Genomic DNA, 24,168 nt, shown 5'->3' with positions numbered 1-24,168 from the left:
CAATACATTTCGTTTTTCGATATCAGGAGGAGGATTATAGTGATTGAATTGCTGGAAGGGAGATTTATTAAAACCTTTATTGTCGTGATGGAAGAAAAAAGCTTTAGTCGTGCAGCGGATAAACTGGGGTATGTTCAGTCCACGGTGACAACCCATATTCAATTGTTAGAGCAAGTGTGTAAACAGAAATTGTTCCACCGATTGTCTCGTGGTGTAAAACCAACAGCGGCTGGTGAAAAACTCTTGAAATATGCTTATCAATTTGTTCAATTAGGAGCTACGATCGAGGATGCTATGAATGAGATGGAACAGCCGAGAGGCACGGTGTACCTTCGTATGCAGGAATCCTTTTTTTTGACACGGTTTTCTTCGTTTATGCAGCATTTTGGGAAGGAATATCCAGAAGTGAAATTGCGGATTTCTTCAGGGTTCCATCAGGATATATTGGATCAAGTGCTTGAACATGCAATTGATTTTGGAATCTTGCCCCGTGATCCAAAGCGGAATGATATTGTATTCTATCCTTTGGTTGAAGAGAAATTGATATTTATCGCATCCAATACCTTGATGATGGACGTAGAGACTGAAGGAGTTTCCCGATTAAACAAGGAAATATTGATCAGTTTCGGAACTATATGTTTATACCATACACATGCCAGTAAGGCTCTGAAGGAGGCGGGAATTCAGGTGAAGGATGCAATTGAACTCCCGAGTCTGGAAATGATTAAACAATCCGTTGCATGCGGGATTGGTTTTGCTTTGGTTCCGGAAGTTGCGGTGCAACATGAACTCGACGCAGGCACTTTTAAAGTACTTCCTTTATGTCCAGAAAGCTATTCTATGCATGGATTAATTGTTCATAAGAACAGAGAGTTAAGTCATCCGGCAAGATTAGTAAAGTCAGAATTGATAAAGCCATCTGCACTCATTACGCGCATGTGAGAAACGATAAGGAGCGAACCTAACACAAATACGATCAATAATCGACAATGTGGGATAAATCATTTAACGGACAGGATAGCTTAGTTAAGAAGGGATTTTTAGTTGAAGTGAAGAAAATATAATAATGCTTACAGAAGTTGATCGTTTGTGCAAGCTCATGAATGTGCTCCGTCCACAACTTGAAGTCAGCATCAGACAGGTTTACATGATTTGATAGACAGGAGGACCTCTGAAATGGTTCATGAAGTAGTTATTGGAATTGATGGGGGCGGATCGCAAACGCGAGTCATGGTCAGCGATTTGTCTGGACATATATTGTCCTATGCAAAAGGCGGGGCATCGTCGATCCATAAAGACAGTAACGCCCACGAAAATGTTCAAAAAACCATTCAAACGGCGCTTTCCATAGCTGATTGCTCCATCGATCAAGTCAAAGGAATATATGCGGGGATAGCTGGTTACGAGTCTGAGCAAGACTTAAAGTGGGTTCAACGTTTAACCGATGTTGATGGGTTACATTGTCCGAAATGGTATGTGAACGATTCCGTCGTTGCGCATGCGGGAGCTTTCTTGGGGAAGCCTGGTATCGTGGTTGTGTCAGGTACGGGATCGATCATTTTTGCAGTTACTGAACAAGGGATTCAACTCAAAAATAATGACTTCCATCATTATGCCGAGAGTGCTGCAAGATTTCTTTCATATGATACAATTTTCGAAATACTGGCTGGGAATATTCAACGATCAGATGAGACGATGGTTCGTAATATTCAATCCTATTGGAATGTTGAAAACTTAGATCAACTTCGTACTCTAGCGGCTCGAGGATTTATAGAGGATCGAAGGGAACGAGATAAAAAATTTGGAGAGATGGCCTCAACCATCACGAATGCCGCTCAGGAAGGGAGCCGATTGGCTCAGAGCGTATGCGATAAAGCCATCGATCAAATCATGGTTGGAGTGGAGATTCTTGGATCATTCTTCCAATCCGGCCTCATATCCGTAACGGGTATAGGAAGTGTCATCAATAGTCCTTATATGAAATCTAAGTTTATTGAAAGCTTGCAATCCGGTAAAAATAAACGATATCGTTTTAATAATCCCGAGTTATCAGCAGTATCCGGTGCTGTGATGATGGCACTTAAAAGTTTAGACTTACCGGTTGATTCTAAAACTATTGAATTAATTAGGGACCACCCTCATTCGACATGGTAGAGTAGAAGAGAACTTGGTAGATCTTTTAAGGATATATGTTCTGAGGTGTTCCACCCAATGGCTACCTATGCTGAGATGGGGCTCGTCCGTAAAAGAAAAATCGTACATATATCAGCCGCTCATCGCGCCGATCCGCGATAGAGCGGCTTTATTATATGCTCTATATCCCTGACAGTTATATGGACGACTTCATATTTTTATTTAGAATTGCTTTTCTGTCTAAATTATAGCTGATAAAGGTCAGCAACGAGGCAGCGATCGCAATGATCCCTCCAAACCAAGAAACATCGATGAGTTCCATGTTCGTCGTTACAAATCCTCCCAGAGCTGATCCAATCGCAATTCCGACGTTTACGGACACAGGAGTTAAAGACGAAGCTAGATCTTTGGCTGACGGAAAATGTTTATCTGCCAGATCAATGAAATACAATTGCATAGTGGAATTCATTGTATAAACGATAAGGGCAATGAATGATATGCTAAGCAATCCCCCGACAATCGAGTTGGATGAAAAATAAAGCGATACGAGAATGGCTGATTGTATTAAAAATACATACCGAAGCTTTCCGATTCCGTTGTGGATTGCCAATTTCCCGCCAATTAGAGTACTGAAGATAGATACAACTCCGTAAAGTAAAAAAACAAGGCTAATATACCGTTCCGGGACAGAAAGCACTTCTTGTAACAAAGGAGTTAGATAAGTATATATGGTATATGTCGCTCCAATGCTTAACGCCGGAATAAAGAATGCGATTATAATACGAGAATTGGTTAATAATCCGATTTGTTTTTTTAATGAATTCTGCGTTCCCTTTAGCCCTTTTGGAATAGTTGCCGAGCTTACGATCAGAGAGACGATTCCTAATAGAGCGGTAAACCAAAAGGCCATATGCCAACCGCCCCATTGTCCGATATAGGTACCAAGAGGGACCCCGATTACGCTAGCGATTGTAAACCCCGTAAAGATGATTGAAATAACTACACCCCTCTTTTCGGTAGACACGGTTTCGCTGGCAACTGCCATTGCGAGAGCGATTAAAACTCCGGTAACAACGGCAGTGACTATTCTGGAAACAAGAAGCAGAGCATATGTCCCAGATAAAGCGGTTAGGATATTGCCAGCAATAAATACAGCGATCAAGGCAAGCATTAGAGGGTACTTGGAGAATCGGCTGAATAGAGCCGTCAAGATTGGCGTACCTATTGCAAAAGATATGGCAAAAGTCGATACCAGAGCTCCTGCTGTTGAAATTGCAATATTTAAGTCGGTTGACACTTCAGTCAACAACCCGACAATGACAAATTCACTCGTTCCCAATACGAAAGTCAATAAAAATAAATTTATAGTCAAAAGCTTTTGTTGTTTAGTCAAAGGTGTATCTCCTTCCAGATGATCTTCAGTCACGCTCTTTCGACAGCTATCTGTACCTCGGCAACGTAAGATTCCGGATCGCTTAATCTTTCATGAGGAATACAGATTTCACGCCGTGGCTCATTCTCCTTCATTCGATATCCGTTTCGTTCGATCCACACCGCCAATTCTGTACTTGCGGTGCAGCGGCTCGTTGTCCGACAGTGATGAATAAGCGTGGCCATCATCGGAACTTCAGGTAATCGTTTTACTGTAAATGGTGAGTGGCTTGGTATATTGTGATTGAGCAGACGAGCCACTTCAATGTCGATATCGTCATCGCCTTCCACACAGTCATGCCAAAGGACCAATTGGGACAGAGAAGACTGACCGGAGTTTCCCATATAATCGTCCAACTGTTTGAAAAGCTCAGGAATTTGGCTTAGGGAAGTTTTTTGACGGTAAGACATCACAAGTTGCGACTCCACTTCCTTTAGCACGACATCTTGCGATGTCAGGCCGGTATCCTCATTTTCGATGGTACACAGACGTTCTTTGATTCGCTCAAGTTTGGCTTGTTCCTTATCTAGATTAGATTGAATCTCGCTTTGTTTTAGTCGAAACATCCCTCTGATTTGTTCGAGCGGGATATGCTCGTCCAACATTTGACGAATTTGATCCAACGAAAATCCCAATTCCTTAAAGGCTAAAATACGGTGAAGTTGAAACATTTGATCGGCCGAGTAATACCTATATCCACTCAACTTGTCGGTGTGAGCTGGCTTGAGCAAATTCAACTGGTCGTAGTAACGAAGGGTCTTGACGGAAACTTGGCTAATCTTTGAAAACTCACTGATTTTATACATGGATACCTCTCCTGAATGAATTTTTTCTGTTCTCCTATTGTCTTTACGAGTATAACTATCCAGTTGAGGGGAGAGTCAAGGGTTTACCGGTCATTCGCGTAACCTATAGGGTTATTCCTCATGAAATGTACGTTGCGGTTCATTCAATGGCTCGAATATAATAATGATAATGATTATTATTATCATTATTATAAAAACTTGATCGGAGTATAGGAGTAATGACTGGAATAGATTTTCATCACAATTTCAATCTTTTTTTCGATGGACTCGAACTGCCGCGGCAGAATAAAGATCGAACGGAACACATGGCACTACATTCGCAAAGAGGAGAGGGGTTCGTTCGCCGTTTCGTCCCACGCTTTGATATCGATGTGGTTGTATCCGATTTTACATTTCGTCAGGATTGTAGCTTACCTCTTGTCACGAAAACAGCAATGGTTGAGCTTAATTACTGTTTGCGTGGAAGAAGAGAGATTACAGTTGAAGGTGCGCAGTATGAGTTTGTTCCGGGAAGTTGTACCCTTCAATTAATGAATGAGGTCGGAGCTCATTTTGAATTTATCGGTAATGAACCTTATCTCATGCTAGGCATAGGTATTCCCGTTTCAACCTTTCATCATTTCATGGAAGAGGGAGGTGGCGGGAGGTCCGCTGATTTTACTCGAATACTTGGACAATCGCCGTTTCGTGTTTTCCAGGAAACGCTGCATCCGGCTGCTCTTATTATACTTCAGCGAATGTTAGGATCTCTTCAAAATCGCAGCACGAAAAATTTAGAAATCGAATGCAGCGTATTGGAGCTATTATCCATGGCATTTCAATCTTTCCTGACGGACGGTTCTTCTAGGATGACGAAGTTGTCCAAAAGTGATATGCAAAAAATTAGGGAAGCTCGGGACATTATAATAGAACGTATGATAGATCCACCAACGCTGATTGAGCTCTCCCGCTTGATCGGTATGAATGATTTTAAATTAAAGACCGGATTTAAAGAAATGTACGGAACAACCGTATTTGGTTATTTACGAGATAAAAGGTTGGAGAAGGCTTTACTCCTATTACAACAAGGCAATTTGAACGTTAACGAGACCTCATGCGCTGTAGGTTATTCCAATTCGAGCTACTTCTCAGAGGTGTTCCGGGAGAAATACGGGATCAATCCCGGCAAGCTCGTCAAGCAGTTTGCTACTTCCGCTCTGCTAACTTCAGAACAATAGACGAACAAAAGGAATAGGTAATAAATAGAAGTTTCATTTAAACTGCTCTTCGGAGCAGTTTTTTTTTGTCGGATAATCCCGCTAACCAGTAAAGTACTCCGGCTACTGGTAGAAGGGCTGAGAGAACACATAGTATCATTATTTCATTGATAATGAATATCATTTGCAACGTGTCATTGATGTATAAGAGCTCTAAAGGGACTTATAGCGACAAAAAGCAAATAAAAGGAGAAGTGGAATAGAAATGCGGGGAATAAAAATAGTTTCGCTCCTCATCATTGTTGCCCTGATTGGATTGGTGGCAGGTTGCGGAGGAACAAATTCGGAGTCTTCGGTAGGGGAGAAGGACAAGCACAGCCAAGCTGAAGGTAAGGTGAATAGCACCTCTTCTACATTTCCAAGAACAATTGCACATTTAAAAGGTGAGACGGTGATTGAAGCAAAGCCAATCAAAATAGCTACGCCATATATTGCCTTTGTCGATTACCTAGCCGTTTTGGATGAATATCCGATTGCCGCACAAGGTGTTGATACGATCAGACGGAATTTTCCAAGTCTCAGCAAGCGTGTGGAAGGGAAAGACATCATGGATCTCGGTATGGAAGTTGACTTGGAGAGATTGCTATCCGCACAACCAGATTTGATTATTGCCGCAGATGACATGAAGGATCAGTATGAGAAATTAAGCCAAATTGCTCCAACCGTTATATTTCCTCAAGCAGGGGATTGGAGGGATACACTGCAGCAAATCGCTGAAGTGATCGGTAAAGAGGACAAGGCAAAAAGTGTGCTGGCAGAATTTGATCGCAAATCCGCTGAATACAAACAGCAATTGGCGTTCCGCAGCGAGGAATCCGTAATGTTTGCAATGTACGGTGGCAAGGAGCAGTTTATTACGTGGAAGGATGGCAGATTCGATCCCTTCTATAAGGGGCTGGGACTAAAGCCGGTAGAAGGTATGATATCAGACGGGCCTTTAACACTAGAAAGTTTGGCCGGGCTCAACCCAGATCATCTGTTCATCATTAACAATTGGCAAACTCCGATTCAGGGAGGCGTCAAGGAGGCTATGAAAAACAGCAAGGTGTGGAATGGCCTCAATGCGGTGAAGAATAATCACATTTACGAACTGGAAGACCCTTCACTTCCGGGGCCGATGGCTCTTGCAAAAATTGATGGTATTGAAGAAATCATGAAGGCCCTGAAGAAATAGACAGGAGATGTCGTCACATCAAGAAAGGGGACTATGCCATGTCAACTTCACTTCAATTCTTGCTCCGTCTGGCTGGCAAACAGCGCGGAAAACTGATATTGTCCTGTCTCAGCTCCGCAGTTAGCGCTTTATGTTCTTTGATTCCGTTTGTAATTGTGTATCAATTAGCGGAAGTAGTTCTTGAACACCCTGTCGATTTTGCAGCGGTTCAGAAGCATATACTGATTGCACTGATTGCTATTTTACTTAGGTTTGTGTTGATGGGTATATCAACGATGCTAGCACACGCTGCGGCGTTTCATGTGTTGTATGATTTGCGTGTTCGTCTGATCGACAAGTTGGGAAAGCTGCCACTTGGTTTTTTCAGTGCACAGCATTCCGGGGGACTCAAGAAGATTATCGCAGATGATGTTGAGCGTATCGAATCATTTATTGCACATCATCTGCCTGATCTGACCGCTTCAATCGTAGCACCGCTGCTAACGGCGACATACCTATTCACTGTCGATTGGCGATTGGCGATTGCTGCGCTGCTTCCGATCCCTGCAGCGTTTGCTGTACAGGGACTGATGACAGCACGCGGTAGACGAAGCGACGATATGAAACGGATGCATGATCTTTCAGAAAACATGAACGGAGCGATCGTAGAATTTGTCCATGCGATGCCGGTCATCAAGTCGTTTAACCAAACGGTACATTCGTTTGCCCGTTATCATGACTCCGTGGAGAATTATGCAGACTTATGGACGCAAATCGCCCGCAGAAAGACACCGTTATATGTCTTATTTCTGCTGTTGCTGGAATCGGGGCTGCTATTTATCATGCCTGCGGGGCTCTGGTTATATAGTCATCATGGGATTAATTTCTCTGTCTTGCTGCTCTTCCTGCTGCTAGGTGTTGGGCTAACCGCACCACTACGGCAAATTTCAACGCTTAGCCACATGATGCAGAACAATCTGGAAAGTGTTCGTCGCATTGAAGCTGTGCTTGCGGAAGAAGAACAGTCAGTACTTGAACACTCCACGGCACATCAACCACAGCGGTTTGATATTGATTTCAAAAAGGTTCATTTCTCCTACGGCAACCGGGAGGTATTGAAAGGGGTCGATCTAAACGCGGGGCATGGCAAGGTAACTGCCTTTGTTGGTCCATCCGGAGCGGGTAAATCGACCGCCGCCCAGTTAATCGCCCGTTTCTTCGATCCAGCTAATGGAGAAATAACGCTCGGAGGTATCGATCTTCGTTCCATCGCACCGGAGCAACTGATGGATATGGTGTCGTTTGTATTTCAGGACGTGCCAGTGATTAGTGATACCGTTTCTGCTAATTTGCGGATGGGTAAAAATGCTGCTGACGATACCGAGCTGATTCAAGCGGCACAAGCAGCTCAGGCTCATGAATTCATTATCGCGCTGCCTGACGGCTACGATACGCAGATAGGCGATGGTGGAATTCCTTTAAGCGGAGGGGAACGCCAGCGACTTGCGATTGCCCGCGCTATTCTGAAGAACTCTCCAGTCCTGATTCTCGATGAAGCTTTTGCTTTTGCCGATGCAGAGAATGAATCGAAAATACAGGTTGCGTTAAGCAGTCTACTGCAGGGTAAGACGGTTGTAGTTATTGCACATCGGCTTTCCACGATTGCAGATGTGGATTGTATTGTCGTCTTTGACGACGGGCATGTCATTGGAACGGGAACCCACACGGAGCTGCTTGAGCACTGCCCTCTGTACGCCAGCATGTGGAAGGCCCACAGGGAAGCCGGAGATTGGTCGCTGGAAGGAAAGGAGGAATCCCATGTTTAAAACCATCCGTTTAATTACAGGAGAATCTGGCAAATTATTATCTCGGGCTACCTTGTATACCGTGCTTGAAATGATCGCTAACGCAGCTCCCGCCGGTCTTTTATATTTTATTCTGGCATCTTTGTTTCAAGGTGAGGTAACGCTAAAACAAATTCTTTGGTGGTCGGCATCGTTGGTAGGGATGTTTGCCCTTCAGGCGCTATTTGCCAGTCGTGGCCAGATTGAGGCTCAAAGCAGCGGAGCTTCCATTATGAAAGATGTCCGCCTGCGTCTAGGTGAGCATCTGAGGAAGTTGCCCATGGGCTATTTTTCCCGGCGAGACCAAGGCGATATCAGCCATACCTTACTGGCTAATGTGGATGAAGTAGAAATGATATTGACTCATCTCTTTAATCAAGTCATTGGTTCAATTATCCTGCCAGTCGTCAGTGCGCTATTTCTACTGTTCATTGATTGGCGGCTGGCTCTTGCCGTGCTCGTATCCGTACCGCTGGCGCTTCCTCTCTTATTCTGGTCTCAGAGTCTGATGAGCAAGAGGAGCAAGAAGCGGCAGGAAGCGGCAGCTGCAGTGAACTCTCGGCTACTGGAATACGTTCAGACGATCCGGCTGATCAAAGCTCATAATCAGACAGGACAGCGGTTTTCGCGGTTAGACAACGCGATGGCACGGCTTAGAGACGATAGCATCCGGGTCGAAGTGATAACCTCTCCAGTTGTCATGCTGTTCTCCATTATTTTGGAGCTTGGATTTGTGTTTCTACTATTTATTGGTAGTTTCTTATTGGCAGGCGGCGTCCTGGATACGTCCATATTCCTGATTTTCCTTGTGGTAAGCATGAAGTTTTATCAGCCATTACGGTCGGCGGGAACAGCGCTGACACAAATGCGTTATATGGCTTCTGCTGGAGAGCGTATTCGCGAACTGTTTGCTGAATCCGTACTACCTGAACCGGAGCATCCACAGCGTCCTTCCTCGTTCGATATCGAGTTAGAGGACGTGCATTTTTCTTATGGAGACAAGGAGATTTTGAACGGGATTCAATTTCAGGTTCCTGAAAGCAATTTGGTCGCATTGGTCGGACCCTCTGGTTCGGGAAAATCGACGATTGCCGGTTTGGTTTCGCGTTTTTGGGACGTAACGGGAGGTGCTGTGAAGATTGGAGGCATCGATGTAAGAGCTATGCTAAGCGATGAACTCCTGGCCATGGTAAGCACGGTTCAGCAGCAGCCCTATCTATTTAATGAAACGATCGCAGCCAATATCCGAAAGGGCAGACCGGATGCTACAACTGAAGAGGTAATTGAAGCGGCCAAAGCAGCGCATTGTCACGATTTTATCATAAATTTACCGCAAGGATACGACACCGTTGCCGGGGAGGGTGGGGCAGCGCTATCAGGTGGAGAGAAGCAGCGTATTTCAATAGCTCGGGCTATTCTCAAGGATGCTCCTATCGTCATTCTCGACGAAGCTACCGCTTCCCTTGATCCGGAAAATGAAGTGCATTTACAAAGAGCAATCAGCAAGCTGGCTTATAGTAAAACGGTGCTAGTCATCGCTCATCGCTTAAAAACAATCCAGGCGGCAGACCGGATTCTAGTTGTAGATCAGGGAAGGATTGTGGAAGCAGGCAGACATGAGGAACTTTTGTCCATGGGCGGAATATACGACAGATTGTGGCAAGAGCAGCAGAGACTAGGGGGATGGAGGATCAAGGTACAACAAGTTTCTGAAGTATAATCTAGGAGAACAACGATAGAGGACCGTCACGGTTTTTAATGAGATATGAAAAAGACAGCCCATCAGGAGCTGTCTTTGTTACAAAGAGTGGCTCCATGGCTACTCTTTTATTGTTTCGGTTATCAAAAGCTGCATTGGATCGAGGGCGTGCCAAACGTAAATAGGTATGAATCAAGCATCCACAGATCTTATTATCAATTCTTATAAAATATTATGTAACTAATATGTATTTTGAGGTGTTAATTACAAGGAATAGGAAATACACTCGATTCAGGCAGACTCCTGTTAGCGCACAACATGAATATTATGGTGAACGTGAACAAAGGGGAGAAACTTAGGATGAACTTTATTAAGGCAGGCAAACGAAAGCAAGATGAAGGAGATGCCAGTAGTCAGTTTAATTTAAGAATTAATATATTCTTCTTCACCACATTTGTTATTTTCAGTGTCATTATTATCCGGCTTGCAATATTGCAGTTTGTAGAGGGACCGGAACTTACAGAGCAGGAAACCAGCGGCCGAACGAAAAATTTCCCTCTGCAGCCGATCCGTGGTAGCATACTCGATGTTGCCGGAACCCCTTTGGCTTATTCCAAGCCATCAAATGCGCTGTATGTAACGCTTCTTAAAAACTATGACCCTTCTAACGACAAAGGGCTTGAAAATTACCCGGAGATTGATGAAATTGCCAATCGGGTTGTTGAGGTGTTTGAAAAACATGGTGATCCGAAAACAGTAAAAATGACAAAGAAAGAAGTCATTAAAGAGCTGGATTTGAAGTCAAATAAGCAGGGAGGCTATGAACCAAGGCGGGTTAAGGGTGATTTGACAGAGGATGAGGTTGCTTATTTTATTGAAAACAAGGAAGACTTTCCGGGCATTAAAATTATCGAGGAGAACATACGGTTTTACGATACCGACACGGTGGCCGTTCAGGCGATTGGTTACCTAAAGGAATTTAAAGGAGTTAAAACTCTCGAAAAATATGCAATGATTGAGGAGCTAAACAAGACCCAGGAAGATCCCGGTCTGAAATATACGGAGTCGGAACGCGTCGGCGTGGATGGTCTGGAAATGATGTTTCAGGATGAACTGCGCGGGAAAAACGGCTATATTAGCATCCCGATTAATCCACAAAATATGATCGATGGAGAACCGGTGATGATTGCCCCGAAGAAGGGTCATAATGTGTATACAACAATTCACAAGCAGATTCAAATGGCGACGGAGCAGGCGATTGTGGATCAGCTGATCTGGCTTCGGACAACGCCCTTTTCAGGCAAAACCCATCCCGATGCATTGACCGGATATGCCGTTGCGATGGAAGTGGACACAGGGAATGTGGTAGCAATGGCAAGCATCCCTGACTACGACCCAAATGTGTGGAAGGACGGAACAGATGATTGGGCCAGTGTGGAAAAATTCTATGGGAACGGAACGATTTCACCGTACAATTCAGGACGATCAGGCAATAATCTGGAGTCCGTTTTGCTTATGGGTTCCACAATTAAGCCACTGAGTGTCCTCATTGGTCTCAACGAAGGCTTATTTGGTGTAAATGACTACTATTACGACAAAGGATCAGCTCAAATTGCAAATGATACTAACGCGAATGTAAGTAACTCAGGAGGCAAAGCGTTGGGCCCAATCAAGCCGAAAGGAGCTATTCAGAATTCCTCGAATGCTTTTATGATCGATTGGGTAGGAGAGAAGTTATTTGGGAAGTACGGTATTAAAGGAATCGACGTTTGGGGCAAGTATATGAAAGAATTTGGACTAGGTGTTTCTACGGAGTCTGGACTTCCGAAAGAACATCGCGGCAGAGCTGAGTATGAAAATTACGAGGCAGCAGGTAGTCCTATTGCTTCACTTGCATTTGCATCCTTCGGTCAAGGAGGAGCATATACAACGCTTCAGCTGGCTCAGTACACTGCAACGTTAGCCAATCAGGGAAGCCGGATCAAACCGCAGATGGTCAGCAAAATCGAGGATCAAAAAGGAAATGTAATTAAGAAATATGGCCGTGAAGTCCTGAACAAAGTGGAATTGCCGCAAAAGTACTGGGACGAGGTCATCAAGGGGATGAACACTCAAAATCTGCCTTCTTTTAACGATTTTAGCTATGACTTCGCACGGAAAACGGGTACTTCGCAACAAAATGTTTTTCCTAAAGGCAAAAAATATACCACCGACAACGGTGTCTTCATTGCATTTGCGCCGCGGGAGAATCCAAAACTTGCCGTAGCCGTCATTATTCCGGAAGGTGGCTTTGGCGCCTACAGCGCCGCGCCTGTTGCTCGGAAAATCTTCGATGCCTATGACGAAGTATACGGATTGGACGGTACGCCGCATCCCAAAAAAGCCGAGACGCCTGAAGAAGGCGAGGTTAACGAATCTGGCGAATCGACACCAGACACCACAAGGTAACACAGCTTCTTAATTCCCATGTGTTTTGGCCGAATTGAAGGATTTACATATCAGCCTCACTTTATATTCCATCAGCAGGAATATATACGCCTTCCGAGTTCGTCCCTTGTTCCAACTGATTCTTTTTATAAGCAAGAGGTGTCATGTTCATCGATTTACTAAATTTATCAATAAAATAACTTGTACTATTAAATCCGACTTGATAGGCAACCTCGGTTACATTTGATTCCGGACGCCGAAGCAGGTCTAAGCTTTGTTGGATTCTGTATTCGATGACATAACTTAGCGGTGACGTTTTTATCATTCGTTTGAAATAACGGCATGTTTCAGAACGACTTAATTGGCCAACTTTAGCAATATCTTCGAGCCTGATCTTCTCTGTATAATGCTGATGTATCCAGTTCAACATTCGTTTAATTCTTTGATAACTTATGTTTTCCTTCTGATCGTTTTCTATTTGAGGGGTGTTCGATACAATGCTACGCCATATAAAAGTCAGCATAACCGATATGTCCACCTCATACCGTGGAGGTTTTTTCTCAATACATTGATTTATTTTTATGATCGCATCTAATATGTCCTTTCCAAAGCTTTCGCTAGGACTTAAAAAATAGTAAGGAACATTCGTTGCTTGAATATAGGGATATACATAAGAAGCGTGAAGCTCCTTGGGTAAAACAAATTGCGGAGAAACGTTCAAACAGATATACGTGCAACGGGTATCGTTCCAATCTTCTGCCATGTGCAAACAACCACTATTAATAAATAACCCTCCACCTTCCCGAATGACCATTTCTTCATCATTGATTTGAAAAAGAGCTTCGCCTCGCACAATGTATACAAACTGCAATTCATCATGCCAATGGAGAGGGATATAGCCATATATATTGTGATTTATTGTTGTTTCATAACAGGCGACGGGTAACTCGACTGTACGATGTTCTGTTAGTTCCTTTAAGCTTTGATCAATCATGATATTTTTGATCTGCAAGCCATCACCTCAATATCTTTATATTTTAATATACGATTATGGTATGAAAACAGCATGTTCCTCTTTATTATAACAATATCATTATATTAAGGGGACCATCCATGATAAACAACCAACCTAATAGAAAAACAGGACTACTGCTTGTCATAACGGGAGCCATCTGTTGGGGCGTTGGCGGTACCGTATCCCAAAAACTCTTTCAACAATATGGCGTAAGTGTGAGTTGGCTTGTTACGACACGTCTGCTCATTGCCGGTATATTACTGTTAACAGTTCAATATCTTGCAAAGGACCGCTCCCAGATCCTGCATGTTTGGAAACATAAAAAGACAGCCGCACAGCTGGTTATCTTCGGGCTATTTGGCATGCTTGCCGTACAATACACATATATGGCTTCCATTAAACTAGGAAATTCGGCTGTTGCAACGCTATTGCAATATTTGGCACCTGTTATGATTATTTTTTATTTAATTCTACGTAAACAAGCTATGCTAAAGCGTCAAGATATGTTGATTGTTTCGCTTGCATTGGTCGGTTGCTTTCTCCTGCTAACCAATGGCTCTTTTTCTCAATTATCTGTTCCAGCCGCTGCCATCGTATGGGGTGTTTTGTCAGGTGCGGCTTTAGCATTCTACACGTTATATGCCGTTCCACTTCTAGAGAAATTTGATTCGCTTGTCGTTGTCGGCTGGGCAATGATCATTGGCGGTGTTGCCTTAAGCTTTATCCATCCGCCGTGGAAAATTGATTTTAATCTGCTTACAGTTGAAGGCTATCTATATTTAGTATTCGTTGTGGTATTTGGCACAATGATCGCATTTTGGTTCTATATCGAAAGCTTGCAAAGTCTTTCGCCGAAGGAAACAAGTCTCCTAGGTAGTCTGGAGCCGCTGGCAGCCGTTCTCACAACGGTAGTTTGGTTAAAGGAACCTTTTGAAGGGTTTCAGTGGTTGGGTGCAACTTGTATCATCGGGATCATAGTCTTTATAGCTACAACAAATTCTACAGATTCGGAATAATGCTACTACGGCAGCATTTAAAACAATTTATAGAGCATCGATTCGGATTGTTGGAACAATTATAGAGGACCGTCACGGTTTTTTAATGAGATATGAAAAAGACAGCCCATCAGGAGCTGTCCTTGTTACAAAGAGTGGCTCCATGGCTACTCTTTTGTTGTTTCGGTCACCAAAAACTGCATTGGATCGACGGGCGTGCCGTTTTTGAGAATCTGGAAGTTCAGGTGCGGTCCCGTGCTTCGCCCAGTACTACCTAATAGACCGATGAGCTGACCTTGGGTAACAGTAGCTCCAGCGGTAACCTCCAGTTTTTCCAAGTGAGAATAAACGGTTTGATATCCGTCTTCATGCACGAGAATGACGTGGTTGCCCAGTGTGGTATTGTATTCCGCCTTGAGCACCTTGCCAGCTGCGGCTGCTTCTGCAGGCGTATTCAAACTGTTAATGATGTTGATTCCCTTTTGATCAGGCGTGCTGCGGATGTCGCCTGCCACTGGTGTGACGAAGGTGAGTTCTTTACCTAGTACTTTTTGTGCATCGGTAAGTGTGAAAACACCTAGAGCCAAGACGACAATGATACCGGATGCCATCCACGTGTAAGCCCGTTTTTTAAACCGACTAATCATTATGATTCTCCTTTTTACATGTTTTTTGGAGCTGGAAAATCCGGCTGTGATGCTTATTTGTTTTGGCTCTGCGTATAGCTCGAGCATTTTGATCATGGTGTGGCCGTAGCGCGGTACTTCCGTTTCCTTCAAATAAGTAAGGAGCAAAGCATCACAAGCCATTTCCTGATCTTGGCGCATGCGGGAAGCGGCGTACCATAACAGCGGGTTAAACCAGTTTACAATCAGGAGCATGCTTATGATGCTGTTCACGCCAATATCTCGTCTTTTCCAATGCGCTAGCTCATGCAATAAAATGTGCCGTAGCTCTTGCTCGTCGAGTTTTTCCAAAATGCTTGCAGGAAGCCAAATTTGCGGTCGCCATATCCCATTAAAGCAGGGCTCGTCATTCGGTGACTCATCCGCAAAGGTATGGGTGTGGTGACGCCCATCTGCTGTTTGCACTGGGAATAGACTCGCAAAATAGTTTGATCCTGAACAGTCGAATCGTCTTTTACCCGAGAAAGAAATCTGTATGTGGTGTAAATCGTGGTGACAGCAAGAATCATGACCCCGCCGATCCAGATGAGAGAAAGGACGCTGAACCATGAAAAGCCCGCTTCAGTAGAAAGGTATGTATCTCGGTGGAGGATGGAATTATGCGGATAGGCCGCTTCAGTAGGCTGATAAGAACCAGATGACGTTAGCGGGTGAGCTTCCTGGATCCTGTCCAAAGACGGCGTGGGCAGCCAGTTGAACAAACTAACAGAGCTATCGACCGACCACGGAACTACCAGTTTCCATACGAGAAGGAACCATACGGCGTAGTGCCATCTGACGGGCAGTCGCTCTTTGCCAAGCTGCTTGCAGATCAAGATCAGCAAGACGAGAAAGCTGGCCTGAATGGAGTTATGCAGTGTCCACGAAAATGCTTGATTGAGATAAAACGTTACTGAATTCCAATCCACCAGGTTATTTCTCCTTTTCGGAAAGGATTTTCTTCAACTCGTCAATCTCTTGGGAGGAGAGCTTTTCTTCTTGTAAATAGTGAACCAGCATCGGCTTTAGTGCGCCACCATACACGCGTTGCAAAAAGGATTGGCGTTCTGTACGTTTGCATTCCTCTTCACTTCGTGCAGGAGAGTAATAATAGACTCGGTTGATCTGTTCAAACGTGAGAATTCCCTTTTGCAAGAGTCGGTTGAGTAAGGTTTTGACCGTCTTGTCTTTCCACGTCTTGTGGTCTCGTAGCGCAAGAATGACATCTGATGCAGTAGCAGGTGATTTAGTCCAGATTACCTTCATAATCTCCCACTCCGCATCTGAGATTCGCGGTTGCTCATCCACACGTAATACCTCCTTTGATTACAAGTGTAGTCTATTTCTTTTCATTAGATTACAATCATAATCTATGTTTGTCAACGGACGATTTCTCACCAAACAAGCTGGCTATATAGAGACAGCAAAAACCCTCTCCAATCCACACAGGAAGAAGAGAGGGGGAAATCAGTTCTATCGCATTACTTTAATAAGGGCACCGAGTTCCTCCTGTCCGTAGCCAGAGTCCAAGGCCTTCTTAAAAAGCCCTTGAGCAAACACCGGAAATTCATTGTTAATTCCAGCTTCACGAGCTTGTTCCATGAGGAGTTCCACTGTCGTCATACACATATCAACAGAACTCAGTGGGTTATCGTAAGTTTCTGTTTGAATCACTTCACTCTCATACTTGATAACCTCACCGACAACCTTCGAGACATGAGCGATCATAGATCCGAAAGCATCTACGCGTAGACCATCCGATTCAAGGATGCGTGCCGCATGAAAAAATCCGAGATACGAACCGAATAGGTATGAAAGAAACGCCAATTCTGTCGAAGATGCTGCACTAACCTGCTCACCAAGATAAGGCACATTTCCGGCTAGACATTTCAGAAACGGTTCACTCTGTTGAAAAGCGGTCATGGAACCTGACGTGAAGATTGTAGCGTCCGGTTTGCCCATCTGGGGCGGTGAAGCCGCTATTGCTCCGTCGAGATATCCCACATTGTGTACGCGAGCCCATGCTTCATTGTCGCGTGCTTGCTGGGGGCTGCCTGTACTCAACTGGATAAGAACGCGACCCGCAAGGACATCTCTGACCTCCTCTGTATCCAAAATACCGTATGAAGTCTTGTAGTCAGAGACGCAGATAATTGACACCGTGCTTGCGCTTATAGCAGAAGCCGCACTGGGGGCAAGGAGAGCTCCTTTTTTGACGAGCGGCTCCGCCTTAGCGCTCGTTCGGTTCCATACTGTCACTCGATAGCCATTTTGAAGCAACACTTGAGCCAGTGATGCACCCATTGATCCCAATCCGATTACTGATACATTCCTCATATTATTTCCTCCATGTCATAAAGTTCTAAATTGATGGCATCGACTTGATTGTTTACGATCATTCTCACGAGGGCTCTGAGGTAGCGGTTATGTAAAAATCCGTTGCCGCTAGCTCTTTTCCATTTATGATTACGGATAGCCGATGTTTGCCCGGATAATGCTTTCGGGTCGTCAAATCCTTGAAATGATGGGCACGTATGTATTGTCGCTCCACTTTGTCGTAGTTGTGTTCTGTTACCTTGAATAGCTTTCTCGATGTCGTACGGTTGGCTTTAACAAAATCAATCGCGTATTCGACCCGTAGCCGCTGGGATACAGAGGAGTTGGTTCGGATCGAAAAAGAAAAGTGGAGAGTTTGGCCGATCTCCAGCGTCTCTTCGTCCAGCGACAATCCACTTACCGTCACATCCGGCGATATCTCAAAGCCGAACAAGGAAAGCACATCTTGATCTCCTTTTCGGAGCAAACCGCGACATCCGTGTTTGACAATCCAATTGGTCTGCAGGTTTTCTCCGTGCCAATCGCGGGCGAGTTGTATGATCAGTTCAGGATGGTCCTTGGATATATCGTTCAGATTATTAGCAACGCTTTTCTGCACGTAGACAGATGAATCTCGTTTGAGTTTTTTCAATACTGGAATAATTGGGGATGGATCAGCTTTGAATATGTCCAGGGCCATCGCCCAGGGTAATCTAGGACGGCAGCCCTCGCTGGCTAACCGTCTGATGTGATGATCAGTATGGTTTGCCCACTGCAGCATTTGGTCCATCATTCTAACAGGATCTTGCACAATAAAAGGACGAACGGAGAACTCCGAACTGGAAAAGCGGGTGAACCATTCCAATGCGGGAATGGAAGCTGTCCAATCGTCAAGCCCGTATACTTCCACGAAATCTGGAAAGAACAAGTATTCGACTCCTCTACATTCGGGAGCGATTTGGGTCAATACCGACAGTGCGTCATTATAGGACGCAGGTAGGGTCGATCGTAATGAGCTGCTTATATGCCGAATACGCTGTTTCAATTGTTCCTGCTCCCAGCGATCATCATAGATCAATTTCAGAAACCTTGTTGAATCAAATGCCGGATACTTGAGTTTGACGATAGCTATAAATTGGTTGAAAAAATCCGGAGTATATTTACCCGCAAATGTGTCTCCCATGCTTCATCACCTTTCTTGGAATTATCTTCATCATGCCAAGTGACAACGTTGCCGCCCTGACACCTGCACAAATTCCCTACATACTCAAATTAGCAGGGATCAGATGCTGTAGCATGATCTCTCTTGAATCAATCATCGACACAAATGTTTGGAAAGCAGGAACTGACTTGAGTTGGTTCATCGCTGTTAATGCCATCTCCATATCGGACCAGTATATGATGTCCGTCCACTGGGTTTCGTCTGGTGTATGCAGCAAAGTGCGCGTTTTAAAGCCAGAAAACTCAGTTTGCAGTACCTCTGTGAGTGCGGCAGCCGCCTGACAAAAACTATTTTTATCCGTACCTTCCTTCAACCTGAACAAAACCATTTCCATCACGTAGTGTTGATTAACTTGTTCCATTTTTTAAATCTCCCCTCGTTTTCATATTTGAAGATTCCATTTACTACTCCTGATTATGGTAGGAACTTTCTACATAATCTTTATCCTGCCGAAAAGATCAAAAACGCAGATTGGTAACTTCCAAGTTACGAAAATGTCAATTCATCTGATTGCATATCCGAATCCTCCTTGGTGTGTAAACATTGACTTCAAGGTTAAGCATACGGGATAATAGTGACAACTGATGGCACTATTATTTGGGTTGTTAAGAGGAGAGAGCGGTCCATGCACAAAGCACAGCGACTCATTCAACTTATGATGATGGTCAATGAACGCAAGAAGTTTACGATACAGGAGATGGCAGACGAATGCGGCGTTTCGCGCCGAACGATGATTCGCGATTTGATGGAGCTGAGTGAACTGGGCGTGCCGCTCTATTCCGAAGCAGGGCCCAGGGGCGGTTATCGCGTCCTACGCGAGAAGGTGCTGCCACCCATCAGCTTTACGGAACATGAAGCGATCGCGTTGTTTTTTGCCTGTCAATCGTTACGTAATTACAAATTTCTCCCCTTCAAAGATGAAGTGGATACCGCGTTGCATAAGTTTTTTCATTATCTGTCGAGTGAGCTTAAGCAAAAGATCGAAAGTATGCAACAACGGCTTGTATTTTGGGTTCCTCCGCATGAGATGGAAGTTTCTTTCTTGAAGGAGTTGCTCGAGGCTGCACTGGATCAGCGTGTCGTCACAATCATGTACGAAGCATCTTCGAGAAGAGAACGGATGATTCAACCACTCGGGATATATACGATGAACGGGTTATGGTACTGTCAGGCTTACTGTTTCATGGCAGGGGATTATCGAGTGTTTCGCGTGGATCGAGTGAAGGATTTTTCGCTCGAGGGCGACCAAAGCATGAAATTGAATACGACTGAGGAGCACATTCAGTCATGGATCATGCGAATGGATGAGATTGATACGTTGGATCTTGAGGTGGATTTGACACCGGAGGGTGTGAGACGATGCCAATCAGACTTATGGTTAACACGGTGGATCGATCTGCGTGAGGACGGCTCAGGTACGATTTGTACAAACATGAGCGCATCGTATGTACCATGGGCGGTACATTTTTTCCTCGGCTTTGGCATGGAGGCAAACGTGAAGCGTCCACAAGTGGTGCGCGAACAAATACAAAGCAAGCTCCGGGAGCTAATCAGACAATACGAATAATAGAGGGAAGTGCACACAAGATAGGCGGCATCCAGGAGATGTCGCCTACTTTCGTTTAGTGGCATTTATACGCCTACCGAGTTCGTTCTTTGTTCCAACTGATTCTTTTTATAAGCAAGTGGTGTCATGTTCATCGATTTACTAAATTTATCAATAAAATATCATGTAGTATTAATAGTGGATCTTTCCTTCTTTGGATATTCGGATTATCACGTAGAAAACATTCTTAAGTGAGATTGGTTTTCTAAAATCATTAATTGGATAATTGTATGGAAGAACATCAAATAAGCATTTATAGAAAGATAATGATTGACTAAGGCAAGTTATTTGAAAAGATGTGACGACTGGGCAAATTTTATGCTCAGTTTTTTTGCGACAATATTGCAAAACTATTTTTTTCGGAAATTTAAGCCAAACTAAATAGTTCTCCGTCTAATGGGTGTAAGTCAGAAATTAAACAGAGTAAGAAGGTGATTGGTATCATTCGGACAGTCAGAAAGGCACAAAGGGGAAACGATAAAGCATTCTTAAAACTATTCCAACAATATGAGGAAGATTTATATCGTATCGCTTATGTGTATGTCAAAAACAAAGACGATGCGTTGGATGTGGTTCAAGAAACAGCTTACCTGTCGTTTAAAAAGATCAATACATTGAAGAATCCAGAGTATTTCAAAACATGGTTAACGAAAATTGCTATTAGTTGTTCGATCGATCTTCTTCGAAAACGCAAGAAAGTAGTTCATTTAAAGCCAGGATATGAAGAATTTGTAGGTTCGGATGATGAAGATATTCCACTCTCGTTATCACTTCAAGAATTAGTAGATACGTTAAATGAAGATGAAAAAAGTATTGTTCTTCTAAGGTTTTATTATGATCAAACCTTCAGGGAAATTTCAGAGATATTAGAAATTCCCTTAGGAACAGCAAAATCCGTATTATATCGTGCATTAGATAAGCTACGTAAACAAGTGAAGGAGGCGGGTATGTATGAGTAATCGAATAAAACAAGAACTAGAAAAAATTGAAATCCCAAAAGAATTACATGAAAGAAGTGAACTAGGGATTAAAGCAGCAAGTTCTGAAATGAAGGGAAGAGGAATAAAGAATAAAGCTATAAAAGGTCTAGGAGGTGTAGCTGCGGTAGCTGTTTTATCAATTAGTTTAACGGCGGCAGTTAATCCTGGTTTCGCAAGTTCACTTCAAGGTTTTTTCAAGGACATTACGAATTGGAAAGGTGCAGTTATAGGTACGGAGTACTATCAAACGACAGATGAAATAAGTGTTATGGTTTCCGACTTGAACGTGAAAAACAACCATTTTGTTTTACCAATCACCGTTACTTTTGAACAAGCAGATAAAGCACCTTATATTATGGCTGAAGCCTTAACATTCGGTGAATTTAAAGTTATAAGTCATTCTGGAGTCGAAGTTACTGCGGAGCAAATTCTAGTCGAACCTCTAGCATCAAAGGAATTCAGCTTTGACATTGAAGACAGCCACAAATTACTTACAGAAGTAGAAAACAAAAATCCCACAAAAAGGGAGTTTAAAGCAAGCCTTGTCATTGATAAAGAATTCTTAGGCTCTGACGACACATTTACTATAGTCATTAATTCATTTTTTGAACATAGTAAGGGAGATGCACGCTTGGAGATAAAAGGCAATTGGAAGTTGGGATTTTCAACAAAATAATTAACATTGAGAGGTCATGGTTAAAATGACCTCTTTAGGCTTACGAATCTATGATACAATGGGATTTATTGGTGCCATACATTGGTCAATTAATAACATGGGAGAGGTGCTTAGCGTATGTCGAAAATTTTAACCCGAGCAGAAGTGGATACGGAATCAACATGGAATTTGAATGATATCTTTGAAACAAAAGAGGCATGGGAAGAAGAATTAAACGCTGTTCAGAAGGACATCTCCTCTGTTACGAAATATGAAGGAAGACTCAGAGAAGGAGCAGATACACTGCTAGCCTGTCTTAATGCACAGGAAGAACTGCAAGGCAGAATCAACCGTGTAGGAGCCTATGCTTATCTGCATCAATCTGGAGACAGCATCAGTCCCGAGAATCAGATGAACGCTGCAAAAGCGCGCGATCTTGCTTCAGTAGTCAGTTCAGCTCTTTCCTTTATCAAATCCGAGATTATTGCGCTTCCAGAAGGAACGATTGACCAGTACATAAAAGAACAGCCCGAACTTCGGGTGTTCGAACGCAGTCTCGGATTGCTTTTGCAAACCAAGCCGCACAGATTGACAGCGGAGACGGAAAAGGTTCTTGCTTCTTTTGGCGAAGTATTAGGGGCGCCTTACCGTATCTATGAGCGCAGCAAGCTGGCAGATATGACATTCCCGTCTACAGAGAACGGCCGAGGGGAAGAAGTGCCAGTTTCGTTTGCACTTTATGAGAACAAGTACGTTGAATCTTCGGACACTGAGCTGCGCCGTAATTCGTTTAAAGCCTTTAGCGAGACACTGTACAAATACCGCAATACGTTTGCTGAAGCCTACGGTACCGAAGTGAAGCGCCAAGTGATTGAATCGCGTCTGCGCGGATATGACTCCGTTACGGATATGCTCTTGACGCCGCAGCAAGTCTCAACGGAAATGTACAACAACATTTTGGATATTCTGCAGGAAGAGCTTGCGCCTCATATGCGAAAATATGCCGCACTCAAAAAACGGGTGCTCCATTTAGACGAGATGACGTTTGCAGATCTGAAAGCTCCGCTTGATCCTGATTTTAGTCCTGGCATTTCTTTTCAGGAAGCAGGGGATCTGATCAAGGAAGCCTTAACCATCCTTGGTCCGGAATACGGGGAGATCGTATCGGATGCCTTTAATAATCGTTGGGTGGATTACGCGGATAACGCAGGGAAGAGAACGGGTGCGTTCTGCATGTCAATTCCTGGAGTCCATTCCTATATTCTGATCAGCTGGGCCGATAGCATGAGAGGTGCCTTTACGCTGGCCCATGAAGTGGGACATGCCGGTCATCTAATGCTGGCGAGCAAATATCAGCGTTTGACGAACTCCAGACCTTCGCTGTATTTCATTGAAGCTCCTTCAACGATGAACGAACTCTTGCTGGTGGATCATTTGCTGGCACGTTCTAACGATCCGAGAATGCGCCGCTGGGTTATTTCCCAGTTGCTCGGCACCTATTTCCACAACTTTGTAACCCATTTGCTTGAAGGAGAGCTTCAGCGCCGGGTCTACGATCTTGCTATGAAAAATGTACCGATTACTGCCGTGAAATTGTGTGAGTTGAAGGGAGATATCCTGTCTTCGTTCTGGGGAGAGGATGTGGTTATCGATGAGGATGCCAAGTTAACCTGGATGCGTCAACCGCATTACTATATGAGTTTGTACCCTTATACATATGCAGCTGGTCTTACTGCTTCCACTGCTGTAGCACAGCTCATAAGAGAGGAAGGGCAGCCTGCCGTGGATCGATGGCTCGAAGTGTTAAAAGCCGGAGGATCTATGAGCCCGCTCGAACTGATGAAACTGGCAGGTGTGGACATGTCACAGCCTGATCCGATTCGCAGCGCCGCAGCCTACGTAGGTTCACTTATTGATGAGCTGGAGAGCTTGTATTAAGGTACCCTATTCTCGGGAGAATGCCT

Annotated in this window: 19 protein-coding genes and 1 pseudogene; 12 read left to right on the top strand and 8 right to left on the bottom strand. The window is 44.0% G+C overall.

All coding sequences use genetic code 11. From position 1 onward, the window contains the following. The first annotated feature begins 39 nt into the window (after positions 1–39). On the top strand, positions 40–942 hold the full coding sequence (locus MNQ98_RS16510) for a LysR family transcriptional regulator (protein WP_241929240.1): 903 nt from the start codon (positions 40–42) through the stop codon (positions 940–942). A gap of 234 nt (positions 943–1,176) precedes the next feature. Further along, positions 1,177–2,154, top strand: a complete 978-nt coding sequence (locus MNQ98_RS16505; RefSeq protein ID WP_241929239.1) for a BadF/BadG/BcrA/BcrD ATPase family protein — start codon at positions 1,177–1,179, stop codon at positions 2,152–2,154. 175 nt (positions 2,155–2,329) lie between these two features. On the opposite strand, the gene MNQ98_RS16500 is transcribed toward MNQ98_RS16505, so the two are convergent. Together MNQ98_RS16500 and MNQ98_RS16495 are read right to left on the bottom strand one after the other, a co-directional pair. Beyond that, the gene (locus MNQ98_RS16500; protein WP_241929238.1) at positions 2,330–3,526 is read right to left on the bottom strand and encodes an MFS transporter; all 1,197 of its coding nucleotides are present in this window, start codon (positions 3,524–3,526) and stop codon (positions 2,330–2,332) included. A gap of 29 nt (positions 3,527–3,555) precedes the next feature. Next, on the bottom strand, positions 3,556–4,371 hold the full coding sequence (locus MNQ98_RS16495) for a MerR family transcriptional regulator (protein WP_241929237.1): 816 nt from the start codon (positions 4,369–4,371) through the stop codon (positions 3,556–3,558). Between the two features lie 218 nt (positions 4,372–4,589). On the opposite strand from MNQ98_RS16495, the gene MNQ98_RS16490 reads away from it, so the two are divergent. From MNQ98_RS16490 to MNQ98_RS16470, 5 genes are all read left to right on the top strand, one after another. Continuing rightward, entirely contained in the window at positions 4,590–5,588 is a 999-nt protein-coding gene (locus MNQ98_RS16490; RefSeq protein ID WP_241929236.1) for a helix-turn-helix domain-containing protein, read from the top strand. 244 nt (positions 5,589–5,832) lie between these two features. Beyond that, complete coding sequence (locus tag MNQ98_RS16485) at positions 5,833–6,801, top strand: ABC transporter substrate-binding protein (protein WP_241929235.1); 969 nt, start codon at positions 5,833–5,835, stop codon at positions 6,799–6,801. Between the two features lie 38 nt (positions 6,802–6,839). Then, positions 6,840–8,606, top strand: a complete 1,767-nt coding sequence (locus MNQ98_RS16480) for an ABC transporter ATP-binding protein (RefSeq protein WP_241929234.1) — start codon at positions 6,840–6,842, stop codon at positions 8,604–8,606. Next, positions 8,599–10,344 carry an ABC transporter ATP-binding protein gene (locus tag MNQ98_RS16475; protein ID WP_241929233.1) on the top strand — a complete coding sequence of 582 codons (1,746 nt, stop codon included), beginning with the start codon at positions 8,599–8,601 and terminating at the stop codon, positions 10,342–10,344. The genes MNQ98_RS16480 and MNQ98_RS16475 overlap by 8 nt, the downstream gene beginning before the upstream one ends. Positions 10,345–10,683: 339 nt before the next feature. Continuing rightward, on the top strand, positions 10,684–12,771 hold the full coding sequence (locus MNQ98_RS16470) for a peptidoglycan D,D-transpeptidase FtsI family protein (RefSeq protein ID WP_241929232.1): 2,088 nt from the start codon (positions 10,684–10,686) through the stop codon (positions 12,769–12,771). 61 nt (positions 12,772–12,832) lie between these two features. Here MNQ98_RS16470 and MNQ98_RS16465 read toward each other — a convergent pair whose 3' ends face one another. After that, positions 12,833–13,762, bottom strand: a complete 930-nt coding sequence (locus MNQ98_RS16465; protein ID WP_241929231.1) for an AraC family transcriptional regulator — start codon at positions 13,760–13,762, stop codon at positions 12,833–12,835. A gap of 101 nt (positions 13,763–13,863) precedes the next feature. On the opposite strand from MNQ98_RS16465, the gene MNQ98_RS16460 reads away from it, so the two are divergent. After that, positions 13,864–14,781: an EamA family transporter gene (locus MNQ98_RS16460; RefSeq protein WP_241929230.1), complete on the top strand. Its 918-nt coding sequence runs from the start codon at positions 13,864–13,866 to the stop codon at positions 14,779–14,781. Between the two features lie 146 nt (positions 14,782–14,927). Here the strand turns inward: MNQ98_RS16460 and MNQ98_RS29750 are convergent. The 5 genes and pseudogenes from MNQ98_RS29750 to MNQ98_RS16430 all read right to left on the bottom strand — a co-directional run bounded on the left by MNQ98_RS29750 (position 14,928) and on the right by MNQ98_RS16430 (position 19,324). Next, positions 14,928–16,354 (bottom strand): annotated as a pseudogene (locus tag MNQ98_RS29750) (M56 family metallopeptidase). A gap of 4 nt (positions 16,355–16,358) precedes the next feature. Further along, a complete protein-coding gene (locus MNQ98_RS16445; protein ID WP_241929229.1) occupies positions 16,359–16,733 on the bottom strand; it encodes a BlaI/MecI/CopY family transcriptional regulator in 375 nt (124 codons plus the stop codon). Between the two features lie 165 nt (positions 16,734–16,898). Next, entirely contained in the window at positions 16,899–17,762 is an 864-nt protein-coding gene (locus tag MNQ98_RS16440) for an NAD(P)-dependent oxidoreductase (protein WP_241929228.1), read from the bottom strand. 64 nt (positions 17,763–17,826) lie between these two features. Next, on the bottom strand, positions 17,827–18,924 hold the full coding sequence (locus MNQ98_RS16435; protein ID WP_241929227.1) for a DNA alkylation repair protein: 1,098 nt from the start codon (positions 18,922–18,924) through the stop codon (positions 17,827–17,829). Positions 18,925–19,000: 76 nt separating this feature from the next. After that, positions 19,001–19,324, bottom strand: a complete 324-nt coding sequence (locus MNQ98_RS16430) for a hypothetical protein (protein WP_241929226.1) — start codon at positions 19,322–19,324, stop codon at positions 19,001–19,003. Between the two features lie 264 nt (positions 19,325–19,588). On the opposite strand from MNQ98_RS16430, the gene MNQ98_RS16425 reads away from it, so the two are divergent. From MNQ98_RS16425 to pepF, 4 genes are all read left to right on the top strand, one after another. After that, positions 19,589–20,530 carry a helix-turn-helix transcriptional regulator gene (locus MNQ98_RS16425; RefSeq protein WP_241929225.1) on the top strand — a complete coding sequence of 314 codons (942 nt, stop codon included), beginning with the start codon at positions 19,589–19,591 and terminating at the stop codon, positions 20,528–20,530. A gap of 473 nt (positions 20,531–21,003) precedes the next feature. Beyond that, positions 21,004–21,528 carry a sigma-70 family RNA polymerase sigma factor gene (locus MNQ98_RS16420; protein ID WP_481856773.1) on the top strand — a complete coding sequence of 175 codons (525 nt, stop codon included), beginning with the start codon at positions 21,004–21,006 and terminating at the stop codon, positions 21,526–21,528. Continuing rightward, positions 21,521–22,225, top strand: a complete 705-nt coding sequence (locus MNQ98_RS16415) for a hypothetical protein (protein WP_241929223.1) — start codon at positions 21,521–21,523, stop codon at positions 22,223–22,225. The genes MNQ98_RS16420 and MNQ98_RS16415 overlap by 8 nt, the downstream gene beginning before the upstream one ends. Before the next feature lie 117 nt (positions 22,226–22,342). Continuing rightward, positions 22,343–24,142 (top strand): oligoendopeptidase F, encoded by a 1,800-nt coding sequence (pepF, locus tag MNQ98_RS16410; RefSeq protein ID WP_241929222.1) that lies wholly within the window; start codon positions 22,343–22,345, stop codon positions 24,140–24,142. Positions 24,143–24,168 lie beyond the last annotated feature (26 nt).

The organism is Paenibacillus sp. N3/727 (assembly GCF_022637315.1).
GTDB lineage: Bacteria > Bacillota > Bacilli > Paenibacillales > Paenibacillaceae > Paenibacillus_AQ > Paenibacillus_AQ uliginis.
Note: the sequence above shows the minus strand (reverse complement) of the source record. Positions and strands in the feature narration are given on the sequence as shown.

Coding starts and splice junctions, on each gene's coding strand:
- MNQ98_RS16440 (WP_241929228.1), bottom strand. CDS start 17,762: ATGAGGAATGTATCAGTAATCGGATTGGGATCAATGGGTGCATCACTG.
- MNQ98_RS16495 (WP_241929237.1), bottom strand. CDS start 4,371: ATGTATAAAATCAGTGAGTTTTCAAAGATTAGCCAAGTTTCCGTCAAG.
- MNQ98_RS16485 (WP_241929235.1), top strand. CDS start 5,833: ATGCGGGGAATAAAAATAGTTTCGCTCCTCATCATTGTTGCCCTGATT.
- pepF (WP_241929222.1), top strand. CDS start 22,343: ATGTCGAAAATTTTAACCCGAGCAGAAGTGGATACGGAATCAACATGG.
- MNQ98_RS16415 (WP_241929223.1), top strand. CDS start 21,521: ATGAGTAATCGAATAAAACAAGAACTAGAAAAAATTGAAATCCCAAAA.
- MNQ98_RS16460 (WP_241929230.1), top strand. CDS start 13,864: ATGATAAACAACCAACCTAATAGAAAAACAGGACTACTGCTTGTCATA.
- MNQ98_RS16425 (WP_241929225.1), top strand. CDS start 19,589: ATGCACAAAGCACAGCGACTCATTCAACTTATGATGATGGTCAATGAA.
- MNQ98_RS16430 (WP_241929226.1), bottom strand. CDS start 19,324: ATGGAACAAGTTAATCAACACTACGTGATGGAAATGGTTTTGTTCAGG.
- MNQ98_RS16470 (WP_241929232.1), top strand. CDS start 10,684: ATGAACTTTATTAAGGCAGGCAAACGAAAGCAAGATGAAGGAGATGCC.
- MNQ98_RS16505 (WP_241929239.1), top strand. CDS start 1,177: ATGGTTCATGAAGTAGTTATTGGAATTGATGGGGGCGGATCGCAAACG.
- MNQ98_RS16475 (WP_241929233.1), top strand. CDS start 8,599: ATGTTTAAAACCATCCGTTTAATTACAGGAGAATCTGGCAAATTATTA.
- MNQ98_RS16435 (WP_241929227.1), bottom strand. CDS start 18,924: ATGGGAGACACATTTGCGGGTAAATATACTCCGGATTTTTTCAACCAA.
- MNQ98_RS16480 (WP_241929234.1), top strand. CDS start 6,840: ATGTCAACTTCACTTCAATTCTTGCTCCGTCTGGCTGGCAAACAGCGC.
- MNQ98_RS16490 (WP_241929236.1), top strand. CDS start 4,590: ATGACTGGAATAGATTTTCATCACAATTTCAATCTTTTTTTCGATGGA.